A 22,266-nucleotide genomic window follows, 5' to 3' on the forward strand; every position below is an offset into this window, starting at 1 on the left:
CAGGAGGCACACTGAACCCATGCCCCAGGACGTGTTTCTGCCGAACGGTAAGCCGACGCTGCGGCAGGGGATGCTCACGCGGCTGATGTTCGAGGTGCTCGCCGAGGCGGCCGCGCCCATCAAGGCCGGGGCTGCCGTGAAGCGCATCGGCGCCCGTTTCGACCCCACGCCGCACGAGGCGTCGCTCAACAAGACCGGCGTCCCCCGCTGGGAGACCTACGTGCGGTGGACGAGCAGCTGGGCCAAGTCGATCGGGTGGATCGACAAGGGCACCGGTTTCTGGTCCCTCACCGACGCCGGACGTGCGGCCGCCGACGACTATCCCGGCGACGCTCTCGACACAGAGATCGGAGCGCGGTACGCCGCCCTGCGGGCCGCCGCGAAGGCCTCGGCCGCCGATGCGGGCCCGGCCCCCCTGATGGAACGCGCTCTCGACGCACTCGGCCCCGGCTCGTGGACGACGTACGGTGACCTGGCCCAGCTCACCGGCTACGCCAACCAAGGCGTCGGAACGGCAATGAAAGCCACGGCCCACGAGGCCGCCCACCGCGTGCTGCAGAGCGACGGCACACTGTCGCCGTCGTTCACCTGGTCCACCGACCGAGACGACGACCCCCGTGCCGTTCTCGAGGAGGAGGGCCTGGAGTTCGACGAGGACGGCCACGCCGACCTCGGCAGCCGCCTCACCGTCGACGACTTCCGCGAACTCCTCGGAGTCGAGACGCCTGCACGGGCCTGGCTCATCCGGGGCAGCGTCAACGGCGTCAACCTCGTCCCGACCTGGCTGAGGCACGATTTCTGCTCCCTGCCCGCGGGGCAGGCCACCCAGGTCACCGCCGACATGGACCGCACCGCGCTCAGCGCCCTCGTCGAGCGCGAGTACTCCGACAAGTCCTACGCCGCCCGTTCCGACAAGGTGACGGAACTCGACGCGTTCCTCAACCGGATGCAGATCGACGACGTCATCGCCACCGTCAACGACGGCGAGTGCTACCTGGGCCGGATCACCGGCCACCCCGACATCCACCCGGACGCCGACGACCGATCGAACCTGCGCCGGAGCGTCACCTGGGTCAACGCTGCCGAGCCGGTCGACTACGCCGACCTGCCCAAGGCCCTCACCGCCAAACTCTCGCAGCAACGCACGATCGTCGACCTCACGAGTGAGCGGCGCACGCTCGAGGGCTACTTCCCGACCCGCTCCGACGACCCCGCACCGACGCCGGCGGTCCCCCACCTGGAGGGGGTCAGCCCCGCCACCCCCGAGCTCGCGACGGCGAACCACGTGGACCAGGCCTGGCTGCAGGAAGTGATCGACCTGCTGTGGGACCGGCGGCAACTCATCTTCTACGGGCCGCCCGGCACCGGTAAGACGTACCTGGCTCGCGCGATCGCCCACCACCTCACCGACGCCCAGAACGTCAAGCTCGTGCAGTTCCACCCGTCGTACAGCTACGAGGACTTCTTCGAGGGGTATCGTCCCGGCGCGCCCACCGAGGACGGGCGGGTGTCGTTCACCCTCACCCCCGGGCCGTTCCGCCGCCTCGTCGACGTCGCCCGCGAAGACCCCGGCACGCCGTACGTGCTCATCATCGACGAGATCAACCGCGCCAACCTCGCCAAGGTGTTCGGCGAGCTCTACTTCCTCCTCGAATACCGCGACGAGAGCGTCGACCTCCTCTACGCCGCCGGCGACGACAGCGGCTTCTCCCTGCCCGACAACGTCTTCCTCATCGGCACCATGAACACCGCCGACCGGTCCATCGCCCTCGTCGACGCGGCGATGCGCCGCCGCTTCGCGTTCGTGCACCTCCACCCCGCAGAACCCCCGACCTCCGGCATCCTGCGCCGGTGGCTCTCAGCCGAAGGCAAGGACGCCGGCATCGCCGATCTGCACGACGCCCTCAACACCCGGATCGAGGACCCCGATTTCAAGATCGGCCCCTCCTACTTCATGCGACCCGAGGTGCACCGCACGCCCGCGGGCATCGAGCGCATGTGGCGCACGGCGATCCTTCCGCTGCTCGAAGAGCATCACTACGGTGAGGGCCTCGGCGTCGCCGCCTACTACGACCTCGACACCATTCGCCGAACCGTCCGCTCGGGGGCGGTCATCGCACCCGGCGAGAACGAGGGCACCACCCCGAATCACCCCACCGCGCCGCGGAAGACCGAGAACCTGCCGACCGAGACGGGTGATCCGTCGACGCCGTCCTCATGAACTCCACCCGGGACGAGCGGCTGCGGATCGAGCTCGTCGAGAACGACCCGGCGGCAGAAGTGGCGCTGACCCCCCGGCAGGCTCAGCACCTCGGAGACAGCGGGGTCATCACTGCCACCCCCACCCTCCGTCCCGGTCGATGGATGGTGGCACCGGACCGCTACGTCGGGATAGCGACACTCGGCGACGTCGAGGTGTCAATCCGACCCAAGCTGCCCATCCGACGCCTCATGTTCCTCCTCGGCTACGCCTACGACCTCACCGCGTGGCGCGACGACCCCGTCGGCGCCGCCGCCGACGACGACCTGCTGTCCGCGGTGGCCACGGCCTTCGCTCGGCAGGCCCAGCGTGCCGTGGAGCAAGGGCTCCTCCAGGGGTACCGCGACACGGAGGAAGCGGCAGTGGTCCTCCGCGGCCGGCTTCGCACCGACGACCAACTCCGCGGGCATTTCGGCCTCCCGATCCCGTTGGAGATCCGCTATGACGACTACACCGTCGACATCGCTGAGAACCGCATCCTGCGCACGGCCGCCGAACGCCTCCTGCGTCTTCCGCGACTCCACGCCACCACTCGCCGCACGCTGCTCCGACTCGTCCGCACCCTCGCCGACACGCAGCCCCTCCCCCGCGGGAGCGGAATCCCCGCCTGGCAGCCCTCTCGACTCAACGCGCGTTACCACCCGGCCCTGCGGCTCGGGGAGCTCGTCCTGCGCGGAGGGTCGTTCGAGCATGCCGACGGGCACACCATCGTCGACGGCTTCCTCGTCGACATGGCCCGACTCTTCGAGCAGTTCCTCACCGTCGCGCTCCGCGAGGCGCTCGCCGGCCGCGGCGGCACCGTCGACGGGCAGAACACGCTCCGACTCGACACCGAGGGCGCCATCACCATCCGACCGGACATCCTCTGGCGCAAGAACGGCGCGGTCGCGGCCGTCGTCGACGCCAAATACAAGGCCGGGAAGTCGAACGCGTACCCCAACGCGGACGTGTATCAGATGCTCACGTACTGCACGCGCCTTGGCCTCGCCACGGGCCACCTCGTCTACGCGAAGGGCGAATCCGTGCCCGGACGAGCCCGGATCCTCGGCACAGACCTCGTACTGGTCCGCCACGCCCTCGATCTCGACACCACCCCCGATGCTCTCCTCAGCCAGATTGTCGACCTCGCGGCAGCCATCGCAGCCGATGCACATCTCCCCAGCCGTCGCTCTCCCGCCACGGGGCCCAACCACCATCTGAGGAATTGAGTCCACGGGCATGCCCGTGCGCAGCCCCCGAGCGGGGGAAGAGCCGTCGGGGGCCGGGCCGGAAGGGACGGCGTCCCGCGACGCCTACCACTTCGACGGTCGCCCCTCGACCACCTCGAAGTTCGAGAAGCGCGAGACGGGCTCGCATCGTGCAGGTCGGTGCAGCAGCCACGCGGCGGCGAGGGTCGTGACGACTCCCCACGCCACCCACAGGGCAGGGCCGTTGCCGACACCGCACCAGAGGGTGAGGATCGTCACCGCGACGTGGAATCCGCCGTGGACGCCGATCGCCGCGCACAGCGACCCCGTGCGGAGGACGAGCGCGCCGGCGAGCAGACCGAACCCGAACGGCACCGCGAGGTAGAGCACCCGCTCGACGGCGTTCTCCTGCCCGCCCTGTGAGGAGAGGTGCAGCAGCGCGAACACTCCGGCCGACACGTACGCCGAGACGACGGGCGGAGTGCGGAGGGTCTGCATGACGTACCCGCGCCAGATCAGCTCCTCGGGGATGCCCTGCAGGAGGAACGCCCGGGCGAGGGCGACGACGATCACTGCCCACAGCGGCCACCCGCCGGTGAGCGCTTGCGGGTCGATGGGGCGGGTCGGCGCGACCGCCTCGACGAGCAGGCCCGTGACGACGACGAGCACGACGATCACCGCCATGCCGAGGAGCAGCGCGCGCGCCGACCGGTGGGTCCACGCCCACCCGGTCTCCCCCATCGGGCGTCGGTCGACCCACCGCATGAGGGCCCGGACGAGCAGCCACGCCACGAGCGTCGGCAGGGTGTACACCGTCACGATCACCGCGACGCCCGCGGGGAGGGGCCAGGCGTCGAGGCGTGCGTCCACGTCGGGCACGAGAGCGAGGACGGCGGGCGAGGACGACGCCGCGAACAGCGCCACGACGGCGAGGACGACCCGGGCCCAGCCCGGCAGGCGGCGCGGAGGACGATCGGCCTCGGACTCGGGGCCGACGCGGACCTCCCCACGTGGCACGTCGCCGAGGGTGGTCGCGCTGGTGGAGGCGGTGTCGGTGTCGTGAGACGTCATGTCCTCGACGCTACGAACGCGACTCGCACGCCGCGTGACCCGACGGTCATGTTCCCGCGGCCGCCATGGTGACCGCGGACGTGACGACCCATGACCCCGGTCACGGGCACACGCCGCGCGCCGTTCCTACGCTGGGGTCATGCCCCCAGCGAGCCGCGCGACGCCGACCGCTCTCCTGCCGACCATGCTCCTGCCTGCCCGGTTGCTCGACGCGCTCTTCGCCGTGTCCCTGGTGGGCGTTCTCCTCACCGCGGTGAGCCTCCCGCTCTACGACGCGCCCGCGGCGGGCCCGCGGGCGATGCTGTGCGTCGCGGGCACGATCGTCCTCGGCGGGCTGTGGTGGTGGCGTCGCCGCGTCACGGGGCAGGCACGGGTCGCGACGACGATCGCGTTCACCCTCGCCGCGGTCGGCGTGTCGTACGCGGGCGACGTCATCCTCGCGATGTTGCCCGTCTTCTGCGCCCTCCTCGTGCTCGCGCTCGACATCGCGCCGTTGGCCGCGACCGTGCTCGTCGTCGTCCTCGTCGCGCTGCAGGGGACCCGCATGGTGCTGGCGGGCCGCGGCGTCGAGGCGTTCGACCAGTCCGTCGGAACGGGCGCGGTGCTCGCGTTCATCCTCGCGTTCGCGTTGCTGCTGCGACGCACCGCGGGCGATGCCGCCGAACGCCTCGCGCTCCTCACCGAACGCGACGAGGCCAACGCCCGCCTCACGGAGGCCAACGCACGCCTGCAGGGCAGCATCGAGACGGAGAAGGAACTCGTCCTCGCCCGCGAACGCTCCCGCGCCGCACGGGATCTTCACGACGGTCTGGGGCACCGACTCACGCTCGTGACGATGTCGCTCGACTTCGCCCTCCGCGCCCGCGACCGCACGCCGGACCGCGCGTGGGAGGAGGTCGCCACCGCCCGCGCCACCACCGGGGAGGCGATCGACGAGATGCGCCTGTGGGTGCGGGCGCTCAGCCCCGTCGCCGTCGAAGGACTCCAGGGTGCGGCGGCGCTCGACGCCGTCGCCGAGGCGTTCCGCGGCACGGGCGTCGACGTCACGGTCTCGACGCTCGGCGAGGAACGCCCCCTCCCCGACGACGTCGTCCTCTTCCTCCACCGGTTCGTCCAGGAGGGCCTCACCAACGCCCTGCGCCACGCCCGCGCCCGACGGGTCACCATCGACCTCGCCTACGGCACCGACGACGTGACGATCACGTCGACGGACGACGGTCGCACGCACGACGACGGCAGGGACGCCGGTGGCGACACGGGATCCGCGAGCGCCGCGGGCGCCGACGGCGTCGCCGCCACCACGGACGCAACGGACATCGAGGACGCCGACGTCGTCCCCGGTTTCGGTCTGAGGTCGCTCTCGGAGCGCGCCTCGGCCCTCGGCGGGGAGGTGGCCACCCACCGTGGCGAGGACGGCCTCGTCCTCACCGCCCGGATACCGGCACCGAGAGCTGCCGACACCCCCGCCGTGCCGTCCGCCTCGGCCGTCGCCGCCCTCGTGAGCGAGGTGGCCCCGTGATCCGTCTCGTCCTCGTCGACGATCAGCAACTTATCCGCCGCGGCCTCGGGCTGCTCTTCGAGACCCTGGAGGGGGTCGAGGTCGTGGGCGAGGCGGCGAACGGGGACGAGGCGCTCGCTGTCATCGCCAAGGTCTCCCCCGACGTCGTCCTCAGCGATGCGCGGATGCCGGTGATGGACGGGGTCGCCCTCGTCGCGGCGTGCGCGGAACGGCATCCGGGCCTGCCGGTCCTCGTCCTCACGACGTTCGACGACGCCGACCTCGTGCGGGCGGCGATCGGTGCCGGCGCGGCGGGGTTCCTCCTCAAGGACTCCTCCCCCGAGGCGCTCGCCGACGCGATCGTCGCCGCCCACGACGGCGGGCTCGTCATCGACCCCCGGGTCACGCGGGCGGCGATGCGTCCCGCGCGCGGCCGCGACGAGGGCGCGAGCCCGCTCGCCGTGCTCACCCCGGCGGAGCGTGCCGTCGCCGCGCGCGTCGCCCTGGGAGAGACGAACACCGAGATCGCCGCAGCCCTCGTCCTCGCCGAGGGGACGGTGAAGAACCACGTCTCCGCGCTCCTGCGCAAGCTCGACCAGCGGGACCGCACCGGCCTCGCGCTCTTCCTCCACCGCACTCTCGACAGGTGAGGCCCGGGCGGGACGACGCCGAACGACCCGCCCCCTCGAGGGGACGGGCCGTCGAAGACGCGAAGGTCAGGAGCGAGCGATGAGCCGCTGGTCGACGTTCTTCTTCACGCCCCAGGCGTGGCGGTGTTCGCGCCACGTCCGAGCTCTCACGCGACGACGTCGGCGCTTCGTGCATGCCGACGACAGCGTGGACGTCGTCCGCACGTCACCGATGTTGTGGGCCGTCTTCGCATTGATCGCCCGCACGAGCTGCGCGTCGCCTCCCACGCGTTCGCCGCCCGGTCGTGGTTCGAAGGTCGCTTCGCCGGACGGTCCCAGGTCTCCACCTGCGGAACGCTTCGATGCCCCGACCCCTCCCGCCGGAGGCCTCACCCCACGCGGGTGGGGGCTCCGCGGCATCCTCGTGGCCGCCCCTCGCGCAGGTGCGCCGCCTCGCCCCGGGCTCGCACGCGCCCTCCGCACGACGACGACACGGCCACCTCACCCCACCCGGCCGACCGAGCCCCACTCGGGACGGTCGGTGCCCGGCCTGCCGGAACGCCACTCACGCTGCCAAGATGAACCCATGACCGACTCACGCGCAGGACAGCCCGCACAGCCCGGCGACCTCGTCGACGTCGCCCACCTCGTCACCGCGTACTACACGTTCCGACCCGATCCGGAGAACGTCGACCAGCAGGTCGTCTTCGGCACGTCGGGGCATCGCGGGTCGAGCCTCAAGACGTCGTTCAACGAGGACCACATCCTCGCCACGACGCAGGCGATCGTCGACTACCGTCGCGAGCAGGGATTCGACGGCCCCCTGTTCATCGGGCGCGACACGCACGGCCTGTCCGAGCCCGCGTGGGCGAGCGCGATCGAGGTCCTCATCGCCAACGACGTGCATGTCCTCGTCGACGCCGAGGACCGCTACACGCCCACCCCCGCGGTGAGCCACGCGATCCTCCGCGCCAACAAGGGCAAGATCTCCGGCGTCGACGACCTCCCCGCGAACGTCGGCCTCGCCGACGGCATCGTCGTCACCCCGAGCCACAACCCGCCCACCGACGGCGGATTCAAGTACAACCCGCCGCACGGCGGCCCCGCCGACACCGACGCCACGACGTGGATCGCCGACCGCGCCAACGAGTACATCCGCGGCGACCTCGAGGGCGTCACCCGCATCCCGTTCCACGAGGCCCGGCCCCGGTGCGAGAGCTACGAGTTCAAGCGCATCTACGTCGAGGACCTCAAGAACGTCATCGACATGGCGGCCATCGAGGACGCGGGCGTGAAGATCGGCGCCGACCCGCTCGGCGGCGCGTCCGTCGATTACTGGCAGGCCATCGCCGACCACTACGGCCTCGACCTCACGGTCGTGAACCCGCTCGTCGACCCGACGTGGCGGTTCATGACGTTGGACTGGGACGAGAAGATCCGCATGGACTGCTCCTCCCCCTCGGCCATGGCGAGCCTCATCGGCGAGAAGGACTCCTACGACATCGCCACCGGCAACGACGCCGACTCCGACCGGCACGGCATCGTCACGCCCGACGGCGGCCTCATGAACCCCAACCACTACCTGGCCGTCGCGATCCGGTACCTGTTCGGCGGCGCGCGCCCGCAGTGGCCGGCCGACGGGTTCATCGGCAAGACGCTCGTGAGCAGCTCGATGATCGACCGCGTCGCCGAGGACCTGGGTCGTAACCTCGTCGAGGTGCCGGTCGGCTTCAAGTGGTTCGTGCCCGGCCTGCTCGACGGGTCCGGCCCGTTCGGTGGCGAGGAGTCCGCGGGCGCGAGCTTCCTCCGCTTCGACGGCTCCGTGTGGAGCACCGACAAGGACGGCATCATCCTCGCCCTGCTCGCGAGCGAGATCCAGGCCAGGACGGGCAAGTCGCCGTCGCGGCACTACGACGAGCTCGTCGCCCAGCACGGCGACCCGGCGTACGCCCGCGTCGACGCCCCCGCCGACCGCGAGCAGAAGGCCAAGCTCAAGAAACTCTCCCCCGAGGCGGTCACGGCCGACACCCTCGCCGGCGAGCCCATCACGGCCAAGCTCACCGAGGCGCCCGGCAACGGCGCGGCCATCGGCGGCCTCAAGGTGACGACCGAGTCCGCATGGTTCGCGGCCCGCCCGTCCGGCACCGAGGACGTCTACAAGATCTATGCCGAGTCCTTCAAGGGCGCCGAGCACCTCTCCCAGGTACAGAAGGAGGCCAAGGAGGTCGTCTCCGCCGCGCTCGACGGCTGACACCCCGGACGCACCCCGCCACCCGGCCGGTGGCACACCGACGGCCGCTCCCCACCAGGGGGGGCGGCCGTCGGCCTGCGTCCGGCCCGTCCCCGGCGGTACCGCGCACCGAATCGGCCCAGGCATGCCGCGCGACCCGCCGCGCGATCCCACCCCACCGGCCCGTCCCCCACCGACGTGACGCCATCTCGACGGACTCGACACTGCGCAGACATCGAGGTTGCCGCGACACCGCAGATCAGAGGCCTGCGCCCTCCCTCCTGTGCGCGTCAGGTCGGCTCCCATGGCGTGACGCCGCGGACATCGGCCGCGCAGACGCGCGACGAGACCGCCCCATGGACTTGACCCTCACGCGACGTGACCGGTCAGGCTCGTGTCATGACCGAGACGGAGCACGAGTTCGACGAACCGATGACCGTGGGGCAGGTGGCGCAGCGGCTGGGGATCACCCGGCGCACGTTGCACCACTACGACGAGATCGGTCTCGTCACCCCGAGCGTGCGCAGTCACGCCGGGTACCGGCTCTACACCGACGGCGACCTCACGCGTCTGCAGCACGTGGTGGTCTACCGGCGGCTCGGGTTCGGGCTCGAGGAGATCGCCGATCTCCTCGACCGGCCCGACGGCCTCGTCGAGCACCTGCACCGTCAACGCGCCTCGGTCATGTCCCGCCTGGACGAGCTGCGCGGGCTCGTCACGGCACTCGACCACGCATTGGAGAACGCCATGACGGACACACCCATGACGGACGACGAGAAGCGCGAGCTGTTCGGCGACGCGTTAGGCGAGGAGTACGTCGCCGAGGCCGAGCAGCGTTGGGGTGACACCGACGCCTGGGCGCAGAGCCGCCGGCGCACCGCCGGGTTCACGAAGGCCGACTGGGAGCGGATCAAGGCCGAGGGTGACGCGGTGAACGCCGAGTTCGCGCGCCTGCTCGCGGCCGGGGCCCCGGTCGACTCGGACGAGGCCGCGGCCGCCGCCGAGGCCCACCGCCGCAGCATCGAGTCGCACTTCGACTGCACCCACGAGATGCAGGCGCAGATCGCATCGATGTACGTGGGCGACCCCCGGTTCACCGCCCAGTACGAGGCGATCGCCCCGGGGCTGGCGCAGTACGTGTACGACGCGGTGCGCGCCAACGCCGAACGGCACCGCACCTGAGCAGGAGCGGGGCCGAGCACGGCGCGTGCCCGGCCCCGCGCTCGCCTGCCCGGCTGCACGATCCTGGCGGCGGCCGATGCGTCGACGCCACCGTCGATCCCGTCGCCGAGGACGAGCGGTTCACGTGACGGACGGGCTCTTTCCACGTCTCGAGACGTGAGGCTAGTCTCCCCTGACCCGATCGCCCCGCCGGACGAGGAGATTCCCGTGCTCGACGCCACCCACCGCAGCACCGTCGCCGATGTGCTTCACCGGAGCGCGAGACGCGTCCCCGGGCGTCCCGCGCTCGTGTTCGCCGAGCGCACGTGGACGTACGCCGACCTCGACGACGCCGTCTCCCGCGTCGCCGTGCACCTCCTCGACCTCGGCCTCGCCAAGGGCGACCGCGTGGCCGCGTTCGGCAAGAACTCCGACGCCTACGTCATCGGGTTCCTCGCGTGCTGCCGGGCCGGCCTCGTCCACGTCCCGATGAACAACCAGTTCACCGCACGGGAGGCGGGCCACGTCCTCCGCCAGTCGGAGGCGCGGGTGACGCTCGTCGATCCGTCGATGCGCGCGATCGTCGAGGAGGCCGAGGGCTGCCCCGCGACGATCCTCCCGTTGCGCGACGCCGAGGGGAGCCTCCTCGACGTCGCCCGCAGCGGCGAGGTGCCCGAGGTTGCCGTCGAGGTCACCGACTCCGACCTCGCGCAGCTCCTTTACACGTCCGGGACGACGTCGGCGCCGAAGGGCGCGATGATGTCGCACCGCGCGCTCGTCCACGAGTACGTGTCGGCGGTCGTCGCCCTCGATGTGACCGAGGACGACGCGCCCCTGCACGTCATGCCGCTGTACCACTCGGCGCAGATGCACGTGTTCCTCCTGCCGTGGCTCGCGGTCGGCGCGACCAACACACTCCTCGAGACCCCGGACCCGACGGAGATCCTCCGCCGACTCGAGGCCGGCTCGCACGGCGCGTTCTTCGCCGCGCCCACCCTGTGGGTGGCGCTCGCGAACCACCCCGACCTGGAGACGCGCGACCTGTCGGCGCTGCGCAAGGCGTACTACGGGGCGGCGATCATGCCCGGCCCGGTGCTCACGCGCCTGCAGGAGACGCTGCCCGACCTGGGGTTCTACAACTGCTTCGGCCAGTCGGAGATCGCGCCGCTCGCCACCGTCCTCCGCCCGGAGGAGCATGCCGCGCGGCCGTCGTCGACGGGTCGGCCCGTCCTCTTCGTCGAGCTCCGCGTCGTCGACATCCAGGGCCGGGACGTCGCGCCGGGCGAGCGCGGGGAGGTCGTCTACCGTAGCCCGCAACTCTGCGACGGGTACTGGGGTCGCCCCGAGGAGACGGACGCGGCGTTCCGCGACGGGTGGTTCCACTCCGGCGACCTCGCGGTCCAGGACGAGGAGGGGTACCTCACGATCGTCGACCGGGTGCGCGACGTCATCAACACCGGCGGCGTCCTCGTCGCCCCGCGGGAGGTCGAGGACGTGCTCTACGCCCACCCGGCCGTCGCGGAGGTCGCCGTCGTCGGCATCCCCGACGACAAGTGGGGCGAGGCCGTGTACGCCTTCGTCGTCCCCCGCCCGGGCAGCGACGTCGACGAGGACACGCTGCGGGAGCACGCCCGCGCGAACCTCGCGACGTTCAAGATCCCCAAGCAGATCCGCCTCCTCGATGCGCTCCCCCGCAACGCCTCCGGCAAGATCCTCAAGCGGGAGCTCCGCGAGGGGTGACGGTGGTCGGCGCCCCCCGGTGGCATGGCCCGGCGAGTACCGTCGTCGTCCGTGACGAACGCACACGACCCCGCGAGCCGCGCCCCTGGCGCGTCCGACGACACCCTCACCCCGCTCACCGCGAACGAGGCGCGAGACGCCCCGCCCTCCGGGTCGGTCTCCGCCACCGGCGGATCCGCAGATCGCCCCTCGGACGACTCCGCGGGCGGCGGCAGCATCCTCACCGTGCTGGTCGCCCTCGGCGCCAACGCCCTCATCGCCGCCGCGAAGACGGCCGCGGCCGTGCTCTCCGGCTCCGCGTCGATGGTCGCGGAGGCCACGCACAGCTGGGCCGACACCGGCAACGAGCTCTTCCTCCTCGTCGCCGAACGTCGCTCGGCCGAGGCCGCCGACGAGACCCACCCCCTCGGGTACGGCCGCGCCGCGTACGTGTGGTCGATGATCGCCGCGTTCGGTCTCTTCGTCGCCGGGTCGATCCTCTCCATCACGCACGGCGTCTCCGAGCTCGGCGCCGAGGGCGAGGGTGGCGACTACCTGCTCAGCTACGTCGTCCTCGCCGTCTCGTTCGTCCTCGAGGGCATCTCGTTCCTTCAGGCGCTGCGTCAGACCCGCGCCTCCGCCCGGCAGCTGCAGCTGCGACCGATGCGGTACATCCTCGACACCTCCCAGACGACCCTGCGGGCCGTGTTCTTCGAGGACGCCGCCGCGCTCCTCGGCATCCTCCTCGCCGCGAGCGGGCTGGTCCTCCACGAAATCACCGGCAACGCCGTCTACGACGCGATCGGATCGATCCTCGTCGGTGTGCTCCTCGGCGCCGTCGCGCTCATCCTCATCCAGCGCAACATCGCCTTCCTCGTCGGCCAGCAGGTGAGCGACGACACTCGGCGACGCGTCCTCACCGCGCTGTACGACGACCCCGAGATCGACGCCGTGACGTTCCTCCACATGGAGTACGTCGGCCCGTCGAAGATCCTCCTCATCGCCGCCGTCGATCTCGCGTCCGACGACGTCGAGGCCGTTCTCCAGCCCCGTATCCAGGCCGTCGAGGACCGCCTCGAGGAGCGGCCCTTCGTCGCCCGCGCGTTCCTCACGCTCTCCGCCCCCGGCAAGACGCCCCTGCCCGACCCCGACCCGCGCTGACCCCCGCCCGGCCACGCGTCCGCCCACCGACCGGCGCCCCGAACGCACCGGCCCGAACGACCGAGGAGACCCCCGATGACCGAGACCCCCACCGCCACGGACCGCCCCGCCGAGGACGCCGAGGGGCGCCTGTTCGTCCTCACCGGCCCCGGTGCCGACGACGTCGCCCGTGCCCTCACGGCCGCACTCCCTCGTGCCGCGTCCGTCGACGGGGCCGTCGTCGAGGCCATGTTCACCGGCGAGGGGGGTGTGGCCCCCTCCGATGCACGCACCGAGCTGGAGCGCCGCTACCTGCGGTACACGGCCGGCATCGCCCTTGCCGACAGCTTCCGGTTCGCCGGGTACGACGCCGTCGTCGCCGAGGACGTGCCCGGCGAACACCTCGAGGCCTACCTCGACTTCGCCGAGCCCGCCCCCGTCCACCTCGTCCACCTGACCGGCGGGGCCGAGTCCGCTGACGACACGGGCGCGGCAGGCGACGCGGGGCCGGGCCGCGGGCTCGTCCTCGCCGGGGACGAGCCCCGAGCCCTCGCCGCACAGATCGTCGAACGCGCCGACGAGGCCCGCGTCGATCCCCCGGCCGCCGACGCCCAGGACTGAGCCGCCCCGCGACGGGGCCGGACGATCCGCAGGCACGCTCGTCGCCCGGGCACCGGACGAGCACACGCGGTGAGAACCTCGCGCGCGCCCCGCGCTCGGTGACGGGCGCCCCCGCCGCCGCGTCACCATCGAGCGGGTGAGGCGGCGGGGCCTGCACGCGGTCGGACCCGGCACCGCGGCGACGACGGAGGAGCTGCCGCAGTCGACGCCCGTCGTCGCGGACGAGCCAGACGGGGGCCGTCACCTGTCGGTGGGGGGTGTCGGTGACGGGTGACAGGGTGGGGTCATGCAGACCCATGCACCGACCCGTCCCGAGCCCGAGACCTATCTCGCCGCGATCGACGCCGACTCGGCGAGGGTCGTCGAGGCCCTGAGCGGGGTCGATCCCGCTGCGGGTGTCCCCACGTGCCCCGGATGGACGACGGTGGACCTCGCGCGCCACCTCGCCGAGGTCCAGCACGGGTGGGCCGGGATCGTGCAGGCGGGAGTCACCGACGCGGACGAGGCACGTGCCCTCCACGAGCGCTCCACCCTGCCGGAGTCCACGGATCTCCCGGGCACGCTCGACCTCCTCCGCGACGCGACGACGGAGCTCCTCGCCGCCATCCGCGGGCGTCCGACCGACGCCCCCGTGTGGACGTGGTCGCGCGAGCAGACCGCGGGGTTCGTCCTCCGGCGGCAGGCCCACGAGGCGTGTGTCCACCGCCTCGACGCCGAGCTCACCGCCGCGCCCGACGGCAGTGCCCGCACCCTCGTCGATCCCCTGCTCGCCGCCGACGGCGTCGACGAGGTGCTCCGTCTCGTCGCCGATCACGGCCCGATGCCGACCCCCGGCGGGACGACCTCCCCCGGATCCGGCGAGGGGGCGGAACCCGCGCCCCTCGTCCGGATCGTCGCCTCGGACACGGGAGCGACGTGGATCGTCGCCGTCGACGTGGCGAACGGCACCCTCGAGGTCGCCGACGCCGATCCCGCCGACGGCACGGTCCGCCCCCGCGCCATCCTCACCGGTACGGCCGAGGACCTGCTGTGCACCTTCTGGGGCCGTCCGGCGGTGACCGATCCTCACCGTGTCGGCGATCTCCTGCTCCTCGGCGAACTCGACCGCGTCCTCACGCAGCGTCCCGCACGCTGAACGTCGCGATCGAACGCCGCCTCACCCCGCGGTGTGGGGACGCCCGTCGGCGGTCGAGGGCCTCGCAACACAGCCGATGCGCCGACGACGGCGCAGGTGGGACCGGCTCATCCGCGTCGACGAGAGGTGGCCCGCTGCCGACGGCACCGTGCACCCGCGGCCGTCCTCACCGGCACCGTCGAGGACCTCGACCGCGCGCTCCGGGGCCGAGCCACCGTCGCCGACCTCCACCGCGTCGGTGACGTGCAGCCCCCGCCGAGTGCGACCGCATCCTCACCGCCCGCCGCCGGCGGGTGATCACCCGATCCGGGGCGTCGGTGATCGACCCGGAAGGATGCGGCGGGGACACCCGGCGGCGCGACCGCGCGTCGTCCGGGATCGGGCATCTCGTCGCCGCCGTCCCCCGTCGCTCGGCGGACTGCCGCGCGCCACTCGGCCTCGCCGGGCACTCCGAGCATCGGGTACACACCGTCGACGGGGTCGTGCCCCTCCCCGATGGAACGCGCATCGTCCTCCAGGCCCAGCCATCGCACGACGACGTGGTTCTTTCCCGGGCCGGCCCAGTACTCGATACGACCGGGACGACCGGTGGGCACCTCGTGGTCGAAGAGGTCGTCGGCGTCACTTCCGTACACGGCGGGAAGGGGCGGCCCGGCATGGACGACCGGGAGCCCGGCACGTACGTCGTCGACCGTCAGGGGACGCATGGATCCAGTGTCCGGCATCGCCTTTCGCACAGGGGCGGAGTGTCCTCGGCCGCCGGGGATCAACGATGGCGAGTGGACAGACGCGGGAGCTCCGGCACCACAGTGGGGACGCGCTCCCCGGGCTCCTGCGATGCCGTGGCTGCAGGCGGTTCGACGGCCGAGGCGACCGTGGTGGTGTCGTCGCCCGCCTGGACCATCGCGATGCCCGCGAGCACGACGAACCCGCCGAGGATCTGGGGCAGGGTCGGCGCCTGGCCGACGAGCAGGGCCGCGAACGTCGCGGCGAAGAGCACTTCGCTCAATCCCACGAACGAGGCCGCGCGGGCACCGAGGGCCCGGGCCGCACCGATGCCGGTCGTGTAGGCGACAGCGGCCGCGATCACACCGAGGGCGCCGACGGCGACCCACCACGGCACGGCGATCCCCGCATACACCGCGGGCGCGGTCGAGGCCGCGAACGGCAGCAGGCCGCAGGCCGCCACGGCACCGAGCATCACGGCGCCGACGAGCGTCCCGCCGCACGTGAGGACGAAAGGCGGAAGATCCTCGCCGCCACCGGCCGAGAGGAGGAAGTACACGACGAGCCCGCACAACGCGACGAGCGCGAAGCCGACGCCGACCGGGTCCAGGCCGGCGCCACCGGTGAGGCCGAGGACGGGCACGAGTCCCGCGAGCGCGACGACCGCGCCGAGCACCGTGAGGCGCGACGGGCGGCGTCCGTGCACGAGCCACGCCCACGCGAGGACGACCACGGGCGCGAGGTATTCGATGAGCAGTGCGGTCGCGACGGGCAACCGTGTCACCGCGAGGAAGAACCCCAGCTGGGTCGCCGCGATGGCGGCCACGCCGTACGCGACGATCGTCCCGCCACCGCGCCGCAGGATCCCCGGGCGCCCGCGCACGACTCGCGCCGCGGCCGGCAACATGACGAGTCCGGCGATACCGACGCGGGCGATGACGGCGGCGGTCGGCGACCACCCGGCCCGGAGGAGCCCCGCGGCCAGCGGACCCGCGAGACCGAACGACACGGCCGAGGCCAGCGCGAGCAGGGGCCCTCTCGAGACCTGCGTCGGCGGCGCCGCGGTGTCAGGTGCGAAAGTCGTCATGGGTCCTGACGGTACGGCGCGACGACGTCAGGCGTCAAAGGGGCGATGACCCATGACGGCCGGCCGATCGCCTCACTCGGGCGAGCGCGAGACCACCTGCCGCCGATCCGAACTCGGCGGCGGCGCAGGCGCGCCTGCGTTCCCCACGTCGGCATACGACGGAGCGCACCTCACCCGGCGAGAAGCACCCCGCCCAGTGCGATGAGCCCGACGACGAGGGTGACGATCGTCGCGAGGACGAAGGGGCGCCCACCGACCGTCCTGAGCGTCGCGAACCGGACCCCGCACCCGAGGGCGAACATCGCCGCGGCGAGGAGGATCGTCTGGAGGATCTTGAGGGCGTCGAGCGACGGCGTCGGCACGACGCCGAGGGTGCGCAGGACGACCGCGGCGAGGAACCCGACGACGAAGAGCGGCACGAGCGGAGGCAGCGTCTGCACCTCCTGTGCCTGACCCGCCACCGCGCGCCCCGCGGCGTTGCGCCTCATCTGCCAACCGAACCACACCGCGACCGGGGCGAGCATGAGCACCCGCGCGAGCTTGACGACGACGCCGACCTTGAGCGCCGATCCGCCGATGATGCCCGCGGCGGCCACGACCTGCGCGACCTCGTGGATCGACGCCCCCGCCCACAGGCCGCCCGTGTGCTCACCGAGGCCGAACGCGGCGACGAGCAGGGGCACGAGCGGGATCATGATCGTGCCGAACAGCACGACGAGCGCGAGCGCGGTGACGACGTCCTCCTCCTTCTTGTCGTCGATGACCCCTTCGACCCCCGCGACGGCGGCGGCACCGCAGATGGAGAACCCGGCACCGATGAGGCTGCGTTGCGCGGGCCGGATGCCGAGCATCCGCCCGGCGACCTCCGCCGTGAGGAGGCCGCCGACGACGACCGCGAGGACGACGCCGATCATCCCGACGCCGAGCCCGGCGATGTCCCTCAGCGAGACCTGCAGGCCGAGGAGCACGATGCCTGCCCGCAGGAGCTTCTTCGACGCGATCGCGAGGCCCGGCGCGGTGGACTCCGGTAGACGCACGACGTTGGTGAGGACGACGCCGACGAGGATCGCGACGAGCAACGCGCTCAGGGTGGGGACGGCGCGATTGAGGGCGTACGTGAGCAGCGCCACCCCGATCGCGAGGGCCAGGCCCGGGCCGAGACGACGCATTGGCCCGGGCTCGGCCGCCGGAGCACCCGACCCCGGGGCCACCGCGCCCGGTGACTCCGCGGTGCGTGGGTCGGCCTCCCCGGAGGCGACCGGGCGCGCACCTCCTGCCGTGTCCGCGAGCCGTCCGGCGTCGGCGCCCGTCTCCGGTGGACGGTGCTCCCCGTCGAGGTCGTCGGGGCCGTCCGTGTGGGTGAGGGGCGGATCGCCCTGGGGTTGCGGAGTCACCACGTCAGCGTCCCGCGCGACCGCCCGTCGCGCTACCGCCCTCATCCGAATGGGCTCATATCATCGAGGCATGACCTCCCGTGCGCCCGACGTCGAGGGGCTCGCCCTGCTCACCCTGGTGGGCCGCACGGGCAGCCTCGGCGCCGCCGCCCGCACCCTCGGGCTCGGGCAACCCAACGCGAGCCGCACCCTCGCCCGCCTCGAGCGAGACCTGGGCCTCACCCTCGTCGACCGCAGCCCCACCGGTTCCCGCCTCACCGCGCACGGGCGTCTCGTCGCCGACTGGGCCGAGCCGGTGCTCACCGCCCTCGACCACCTCACCGCCGGCGCGGAGTCGCTGCGGGAGGACCGCGCCTCCCACCTCGCAGTCGGCGCGAGCCTCACCATCGGCGAACACCTCGTCCCGCGATGGCTCACCCGCTTCCGCAACGCGCACCCGCAGGTGCAGGTGCGCGTGCGGGTGACGAACTCGGCCGACGTCGTCGAGGCCGTCGAGGCGGACACGATCGACGTCGGTTTCGTCGAGTCCCCGGGGGTTCCCGCCTCGTTGCAGAGCCTCGTCGTCGCCCACGACGAACTCGTCGTCGTCGTCGCGCCCGGCCACCCGTGGACACGCCGGACCTCCGTCACGCGCGCGGAGCTCGCCGAGACACCGCTCGTCTTCCGCGAACCCGGCTCGGGCACCCGCGACACCGTCGACGAGCTCCTCGCCGACCTCGACCCCGCCGACCCCGTCATGGAACTGTCGAGCATCACCGCCATCGTCCGGAGCGTCGCCGCCGGCATCGGGCCGTCCGTCGTCTCGGCGCACGCCGTGGCCGACGCGGTCCGCGACGACCGGGTGCGCATCGTCCCTCTCGCCGACGGACGGCTGCGCCGCGACCTCCGCGCGATCTGGCGCCCCACCCGGCGCCTCGGCGTCGCCTGGGACTTCGTCCTCAGCACCCGCGAGCCGCTCCCTACCTGAGCGATTCGTCCGCATCGATCGGGTAGCACCGCGATCCGATGATCCACGGCGGGCCTCGGCTTCCGGTCCGAACAGCGATCACCCACGAACCGGACACATCCACGCGGTCACGACGTCGCAGGTCATACGCTCGCGCGGTCGGGCCGGACGCTCCCCCGACACCTCGGTGATCGTCATCCGGGCCCGCTCTCCCCACACCTCATCTCCACCGCGCGCCCCTCACGGCACCCCGCGGGCCCTCTGTCCTACAGCGATGCGCCGGTCGAACGATGCCGTCGGTGGGACCGTAGGTCAGGGACTCGCTCCTGCCCGACCACACCCCACGCAGCTCATCGCTGCACGACGGAGGGCCGGAGCAGAGCTCTCATCGCCTGCTGCGGACATGCCTCGGGCCGGCGCCGAGGAGGGCACCGGCCCGATCGGCCTCCCGGACGCACCGGGTCGGACGACGACTCAGAACAGGGCGCTCATGAGCGCGCGGCGCGCCTTGACGACACGCTCGTCCTGGGCGCCGACGACCTCGAACAGCTCGACGAGGCGGCGGCGGACCTTCTCGCGGTCGTCCTCGGTGGTGCGGCGGACGAGGTCGACGAGCCGCACGAACGCGTCCTCGACGTGACCGCCGAGGACGTCGAGGTCGGCGACGGCGAGCTGGGCGTCGATGTCGTCGGGGTTCTCGGCGGCCGCGGTGCGGGCGGCGGCGAGGTCGGCACCCTGGGTGCGCTCCATGAGGGACACCTGGGCGAGGCCGGCGGTGGCGTCGGCGTCCTTCGGGTTCTTCTTGAGAGCGGCGCGGTAGGCCTCGGAGGCGGCGTGGAAGTCGCCATTCTCGATGGCGTCGTAGGCGGCCTGGTGCTCCGGAGAGAGCGGCTCGGGCTCGGCCTCGGTCCCGTCGACGGCGACGCGGCCGGTGACCCCGTTCTCCTTCGCGACCTGGAGGAGCTGCTCGAGGGCGGGGAGGAGCTGGTCGACGGGGATGACGCCGGGTGACAGCGGCACGGGCTGTGCGGCGATGACGCCGAGGGTGAACGGGAGCTGCTGCACCTGGAACGCCTGCGCGATGCGGGGGTGGGCGTCGGCGTCGGCGGCGATGACCCGTAGCCGCCCCTGGAGACGCTCGGCGGCGGCGACGGCGTTCGTCACGGCAGCCTCGGTCTCGGGGTGGGAGGCGGACCACACGACGACGAGCGCGGCGACGTCCTGCGTGCCGAGCATGAGCTCCTGGAACGACGCCTCGTCGGCGTCGACGCGGATACCCCCGGGCGCCGGGGCGCCGGAGTCGTTCTTCGGGCCCTGCCCGAGGGAGGACAGGTCGACCGCCCCGCGGAGGGCGGACGTGCTGATACCAGGCTGGTCGGTCATACCTGCATTCTTGCCGACGCACGGGGTGCGATGACAACCGGAGTCGCCTCGATGCCGACCTCCACCGACCGCGAGCAGCCCGCGGTCGCGGCACGGCCTGGACGCGACGCGGCCCGCCCACCCCCGAAGGGCGGACGGGCCGCGGACGTGGCGTGTGCGTCGCTCAGAAGCGGGCGGGTTCGCGGTAGATGCCCCACTCGTCGCGGAGGGCGTTGCAGATCTCGCCGAGGGTGCACTCGGCGCGGACGGCGTCGAGCATGGCGGGGATCATGTTCTCGCTCGTGCGGGAGACCTCGACCATGCGGGCGAGGGCGTCGGCAGCGATGTCCTCGTTGCGGGCCGCGCGGCGCTCGTCGAGCTCCTGCACCTGGTCGCGCTCGACCTCGTGGCTCACGCGGAGGATCTCGAGCTCGTTCGCGACGGAGTCGGTGTGGCAGTTGACGCCGACGACCCGCTTGTCGCCCTTCTCGAGCGCGATCTGGTGGTGGAACGCGGCGTCGGCGATCTCGGCGGAGAACCAGCCCTCCTCGATGCCGCGGAGGATGCCCGCGGTCATCGGCCACGTGGCGTCGGCACCCTTGTGGCCCGTGCTCGTGCGGACGATCTCGGCGAGGCCGGCCTTGTCGTCGGCGCCGACGGTCGAGCCGCCCAGGCGGAGGATCTTGTCGAAGATCGCCTCGGCCTCCGCCTCGATCTTGTCGGTGAGGGCCTCGACGTACCAGGAGCCGCCGAGCGGGTCGGCGACATTGGTGACGCCGGTCTCCTCCATGATGACCTGCTGCGTGCGGAGGGCGACCTCGGCGGACTGCTCGGTGGGCAGGGCGAGGGTCTCGTCGAGCGCGTTGGTGTGGAGGGAGTTCGTGCCGCCGAGGACGGCCGCGAGCGCCTCGGTGGCGGTACGGACGACGTTGTTGAGCGGCTGCTGCGCGGTGAGGGAGACACCCGCGGTCTGCGTGTGGAACCGCAGCCACTGCGCCTTCTCGCTCGTCGCACCGTAGACGTCACGCATCCACTTGGCCCAGATGCGGCGGGCGGCGCGGAACTTCGCGATCTCCTCGAAGAAGTCGACGTGGGAGTCGAAGAAGAAGCTCAGGCCGGGCGCGAACGAGTTGATGTCGAGGCCGCGCGAGAGGCCGAGCTCGACGTAACCGAACCCGTCGGCGAGGGTGAACGCGAGCTCCTGCGCGGCTGTGGAGCCGGCCTCGCGGATGTGGTAGCCGGAGACCGACAGCGGCTTGTACGCGGGGATGTTCGCGTCGCAGTACTCCATGAGGTCGCCGATGAGGCGCAGGTGCGGCTCCGGGGAGAACAGCCACTCCTTCTGGGCGATGTACTCCTTGAAGATGTCGGTCTGGAGCGTGCCGTTGAGCTTGCCGACGTCGCAGCCCTGACGCTCGGCGGCGACGAGGTACATGCAGAACACGGGGACCGCCGGGCCCGAGATCGTCATCGACGTCGTGACCTCGTCGAGGGTGATGTCGGAGAACAGGATGTCCATGTCGTTGGCGGAGTCGATGGCGACACCGCAGTGGCCGACCTCGCCGAGGCTCATCGCGTCGTCGGAATCGCGCCCCATGAGGGTCGGCATGTCGAACGCGACGGAGAGACCGCCGCCACCGCGGCCGAGGATCATCTTGTAGCGCTCGTTGGTCTGCTTGGCGTTGCCGAAGCCGGCGAACTGGCGGATCGTCCACGTGCGCCCGCGGTAGCCGGTGGCGTAGAGACCACGGGTGTAGGGGAACTCCCCCGGCCACCCGATGCGGTCGAAGTCGGGGTCGGCGGCCTCCTGCTCGGCGGTGGGGCCGTAGACGGGCTCGACCTCCATGCCGGAGAGGGTGGTGAAGTCCGCGTCGCGGACCTTCGAAGCGGCGTAGCGCTGCTGCCAGCGCTCGCGACCGGACACGGCGTTCTGGGTCTCCTGCGACGTCATCGTCATGCCCCCAAACTACTAGGACTTCCTAGTAAATGGGAAGAGGAGGGCCGATGATCTTCCTCGGGCTTCCCGGCCGCTCCGCCCAGGGGCCCTGCGGTGGCAACCGGCAGGACCCCTGACCTGGGACGACACCCCCGCCCGGCCGC

The 22,266-nt window shown here is 72.3% G+C and carries 17 protein-coding genes; 11 read left to right on the plus strand and 6 right to left on the minus strand.

Annotated elements, in window-relative coordinates:
* Window positions 1–19 precede the first annotated feature (19 nt).
* Both MOPEL_RS15495 and MOPEL_RS00485 read left to right on the plus strand, forming a co-directional pair.
* Window positions 20–2,221: an AAA family ATPase gene (locus MOPEL_RS15495; protein ID WP_009480876.1), complete on the plus strand. Its 2,202-nt coding sequence runs from the start codon at window positions 20–22 to the stop codon at window positions 2,219–2,221.
* Window positions 2,218–3,468 (plus strand): McrC family protein, encoded by a 1,251-nt coding sequence (locus MOPEL_RS00485; protein ID WP_009480877.1) that lies wholly within the window; start codon window positions 2,218–2,220, stop codon window positions 3,466–3,468. The genes MOPEL_RS15495 and MOPEL_RS00485 overlap by 4 nt, the downstream gene beginning before the upstream one ends.
* A gap of 84 nt (window positions 3,469–3,552) precedes the next feature.
* Here MOPEL_RS00485 and MOPEL_RS15500 read toward each other — a convergent pair whose 3' ends face one another.
* Window positions 3,553–4,518, minus strand: a complete 966-nt coding sequence (locus MOPEL_RS15500) for a CPBP family intramembrane glutamic endopeptidase (protein ID WP_009480878.1) — start codon at window positions 4,516–4,518, stop codon at window positions 3,553–3,555.
* A 139-nt stretch (window positions 4,519–4,657) separates the two neighbouring features.
* Here MOPEL_RS15500 and MOPEL_RS15505 point away from each other — a divergent pair, with 139 nt between their 5' ends.
* Both MOPEL_RS15505 and MOPEL_RS00500 read left to right on the plus strand, forming a co-directional pair.
* Window positions 4,658–6,037 carry a sensor histidine kinase gene (locus MOPEL_RS15505; protein WP_083841660.1) on the plus strand — a complete coding sequence of 460 codons (1,380 nt, stop codon included), beginning with the start codon at window positions 4,658–4,660 and terminating at the stop codon, window positions 6,035–6,037.
* Window positions 6,034–6,666, plus strand: a complete 633-nt coding sequence (locus MOPEL_RS00500) for a response regulator transcription factor (RefSeq protein WP_009480880.1) — start codon at window positions 6,034–6,036, stop codon at window positions 6,664–6,666. The genes MOPEL_RS15505 and MOPEL_RS00500 overlap by 4 nt, the downstream gene beginning before the upstream one ends.
* 66 nt (window positions 6,667–6,732) lie before the next feature.
* Here the strand turns inward: MOPEL_RS00500 and MOPEL_RS00505 are convergent, their stop codons facing one another.
* Entirely contained in the window at window positions 6,733–6,933 is a 201-nt protein-coding gene (locus MOPEL_RS00505) for a hypothetical protein (protein WP_040632204.1), read from the minus strand.
* A gap of 298 nt (window positions 6,934–7,231) precedes the next feature.
* Between MOPEL_RS00505 and pgm the strand changes: the two genes are divergently transcribed.
* The 6 genes from pgm (at window position 7,232) to MOPEL_RS15510 (ending at window position 14,651) form a co-directional block, all read left to right on the plus strand.
* Entirely contained in the window at window positions 7,232–8,896 is a 1,665-nt protein-coding gene (gene pgm, locus MOPEL_RS00510; RefSeq protein WP_009480881.1) for a phosphoglucomutase (alpha-D-glucose-1,6-bisphosphate-dependent), read from the plus strand.
* 378 nt (window positions 8,897–9,274) lie between these two features.
* A complete protein-coding gene (locus MOPEL_RS00515) occupies window positions 9,275–10,057 on the plus strand; it encodes a MerR family transcriptional regulator (protein ID WP_009480882.1) in 783 nt (260 codons plus the stop codon).
* A gap of 207 nt (window positions 10,058–10,264) precedes the next feature.
* A complete protein-coding gene (locus MOPEL_RS00520) occupies window positions 10,265–11,776 on the plus strand; it encodes a fatty acyl-CoA synthetase (RefSeq protein ID WP_009480883.1) in 1,512 nt (503 codons plus the stop codon).
* Window positions 11,777–11,827: 51 nt separating this feature from the next.
* Window positions 11,828–12,916, plus strand: coding sequence for a cation diffusion facilitator family transporter (locus MOPEL_RS00525; RefSeq protein WP_009480884.1), 1,089 nt, complete (start codon window positions 11,828–11,830; stop codon window positions 12,914–12,916).
* Between the two features lie 75 nt (window positions 12,917–12,991).
* Window positions 12,992–13,516, plus strand: a complete 525-nt coding sequence (locus tag MOPEL_RS00530) for a hypothetical protein (protein WP_009480885.1) — start codon at window positions 12,992–12,994, stop codon at window positions 13,514–13,516.
* Window positions 13,517–13,802: 286 nt separating this feature from the next.
* Window positions 13,803–14,651: a maleylpyruvate isomerase N-terminal domain-containing protein gene (locus tag MOPEL_RS15510; RefSeq protein WP_009480886.1), complete on the plus strand. Its 849-nt coding sequence runs from the start codon at window positions 13,803–13,805 to the stop codon at window positions 14,649–14,651.
* Window positions 14,652–15,417: 766 nt separating this feature from the next.
* On the opposite strand, the gene MOPEL_RS00540 is transcribed toward MOPEL_RS15510, so the two are convergent.
* Both MOPEL_RS00540 and MOPEL_RS00545 read right to left on the minus strand, forming a co-directional pair.
* Window positions 15,418–16,464, minus strand: coding sequence for an EamA family transporter (locus MOPEL_RS00540; RefSeq protein ID WP_009480887.1), 1,047 nt, complete (start codon window positions 16,462–16,464; stop codon window positions 15,418–15,420).
* Window positions 16,465–16,634: 170 nt separating this feature from the next.
* Entirely contained in the window at window positions 16,635–17,858 is a 1,224-nt protein-coding gene (locus tag MOPEL_RS00545) for a YeiH family protein (protein ID WP_009480888.1), read from the minus strand.
* Window positions 17,859–17,928: 70 nt separating this feature from the next.
* Between MOPEL_RS00545 and MOPEL_RS00550 the strand changes: the two genes are divergently transcribed.
* Window positions 17,929–18,825: a LysR family transcriptional regulator gene (locus tag MOPEL_RS00550; protein WP_009480889.1), complete on the plus strand. Its 897-nt coding sequence runs from the start codon at window positions 17,929–17,931 to the stop codon at window positions 18,823–18,825.
* Between the two features lie 453 nt (window positions 18,826–19,278).
* Here MOPEL_RS00550 and MOPEL_RS00555 read toward each other — a convergent pair whose 3' ends face one another.
* Both MOPEL_RS00555 and icmA read right to left on the minus strand, forming a co-directional pair.
* On the minus strand, window positions 19,279–20,187 hold the full coding sequence (locus tag MOPEL_RS00555) for a tetratricopeptide repeat protein (protein WP_009480890.1): 909 nt from the start codon (window positions 20,185–20,187) through the stop codon (window positions 19,279–19,281).
* Window positions 20,188–20,350: 163 nt separating this feature from the next.
* Window positions 20,351–22,123, minus strand: coding sequence for a coenzyme B12-dependent isobutyryl-CoA mutase large subunit (icmA, locus tag MOPEL_RS00560; RefSeq protein WP_009480891.1), 1,773 nt, complete (start codon window positions 22,121–22,123; stop codon window positions 20,351–20,353).
* Between the last annotated feature and the right edge of the window lie 143 nt (window positions 22,124–22,266).

This window comes from Mobilicoccus pelagius NBRC 104925, assembly GCF_000247995.1.
Taxonomy (GTDB): Bacteria; Actinomycetota; Actinomycetes; order Actinomycetales; family Dermatophilaceae; genus Mobilicoccus; species Mobilicoccus pelagius.

What these genes read in the sequence shown, in the direction of transcription:
- MOPEL_RS00550 (WP_009480889.1), top strand. Translation starts at nt 17,929, where the DNA reads ATGACCTCCCGTGCGCCCGACGTCGAGGGGCTCGCCCTGCTCACCCTG.
- MOPEL_RS00540 (WP_009480887.1), bottom strand. Translation starts at nt 16,464, where the DNA reads ATGACGACTTTCGCACCTGACACCGCGGCGCCGCCGACGCAGGTCTCG.
- pgm (WP_009480881.1), top strand. Translation starts at nt 7,232, where the DNA reads ATGACCGACTCACGCGCAGGACAGCCCGCACAGCCCGGCGACCTCGTC.
- MOPEL_RS00515 (WP_009480882.1), top strand. Translation starts at nt 9,275, where the DNA reads ATGACCGAGACGGAGCACGAGTTCGACGAACCGATGACCGTGGGGCAG.
- MOPEL_RS15500 (WP_009480878.1), bottom strand. Translation starts at nt 4,518, where the DNA reads ATGACGTCTCACGACACCGACACCGCCTCCACCAGCGCGACCACCCTC.
- icmA (WP_009480891.1), bottom strand. Translation starts at nt 22,123, where the DNA reads ATGACGATGACGTCGCAGGAGACCCAGAACGCCGTGTCCGGTCGCGAG.
- MOPEL_RS15505 (WP_083841660.1), top strand. Translation starts at nt 4,658, where the DNA reads ATGCCCCCAGCGAGCCGCGCGACGCCGACCGCTCTCCTGCCGACCATG.
- MOPEL_RS00530 (WP_009480885.1), top strand. Translation starts at nt 12,992, where the DNA reads ATGACCGAGACCCCCACCGCCACGGACCGCCCCGCCGAGGACGCCGAG.
- MOPEL_RS15495 (WP_009480876.1), top strand. Translation starts at nt 20, where the DNA reads ATGCCCCAGGACGTGTTTCTGCCGAACGGTAAGCCGACGCTGCGGCAG.
- MOPEL_RS00485 (WP_009480877.1), top strand. Translation starts at nt 2,218, where the DNA reads ATGAACTCCACCCGGGACGAGCGGCTGCGGATCGAGCTCGTCGAGAAC.
- MOPEL_RS15510 (WP_009480886.1), top strand. Translation starts at nt 13,803, where the DNA reads ATGCAGACCCATGCACCGACCCGTCCCGAGCCCGAGACCTATCTCGCC.
- MOPEL_RS00555 (WP_009480890.1), bottom strand. Translation starts at nt 20,187, where the DNA reads ATGACCGACCAGCCTGGTATCAGCACGTCCGCCCTCCGCGGGGCGGTC.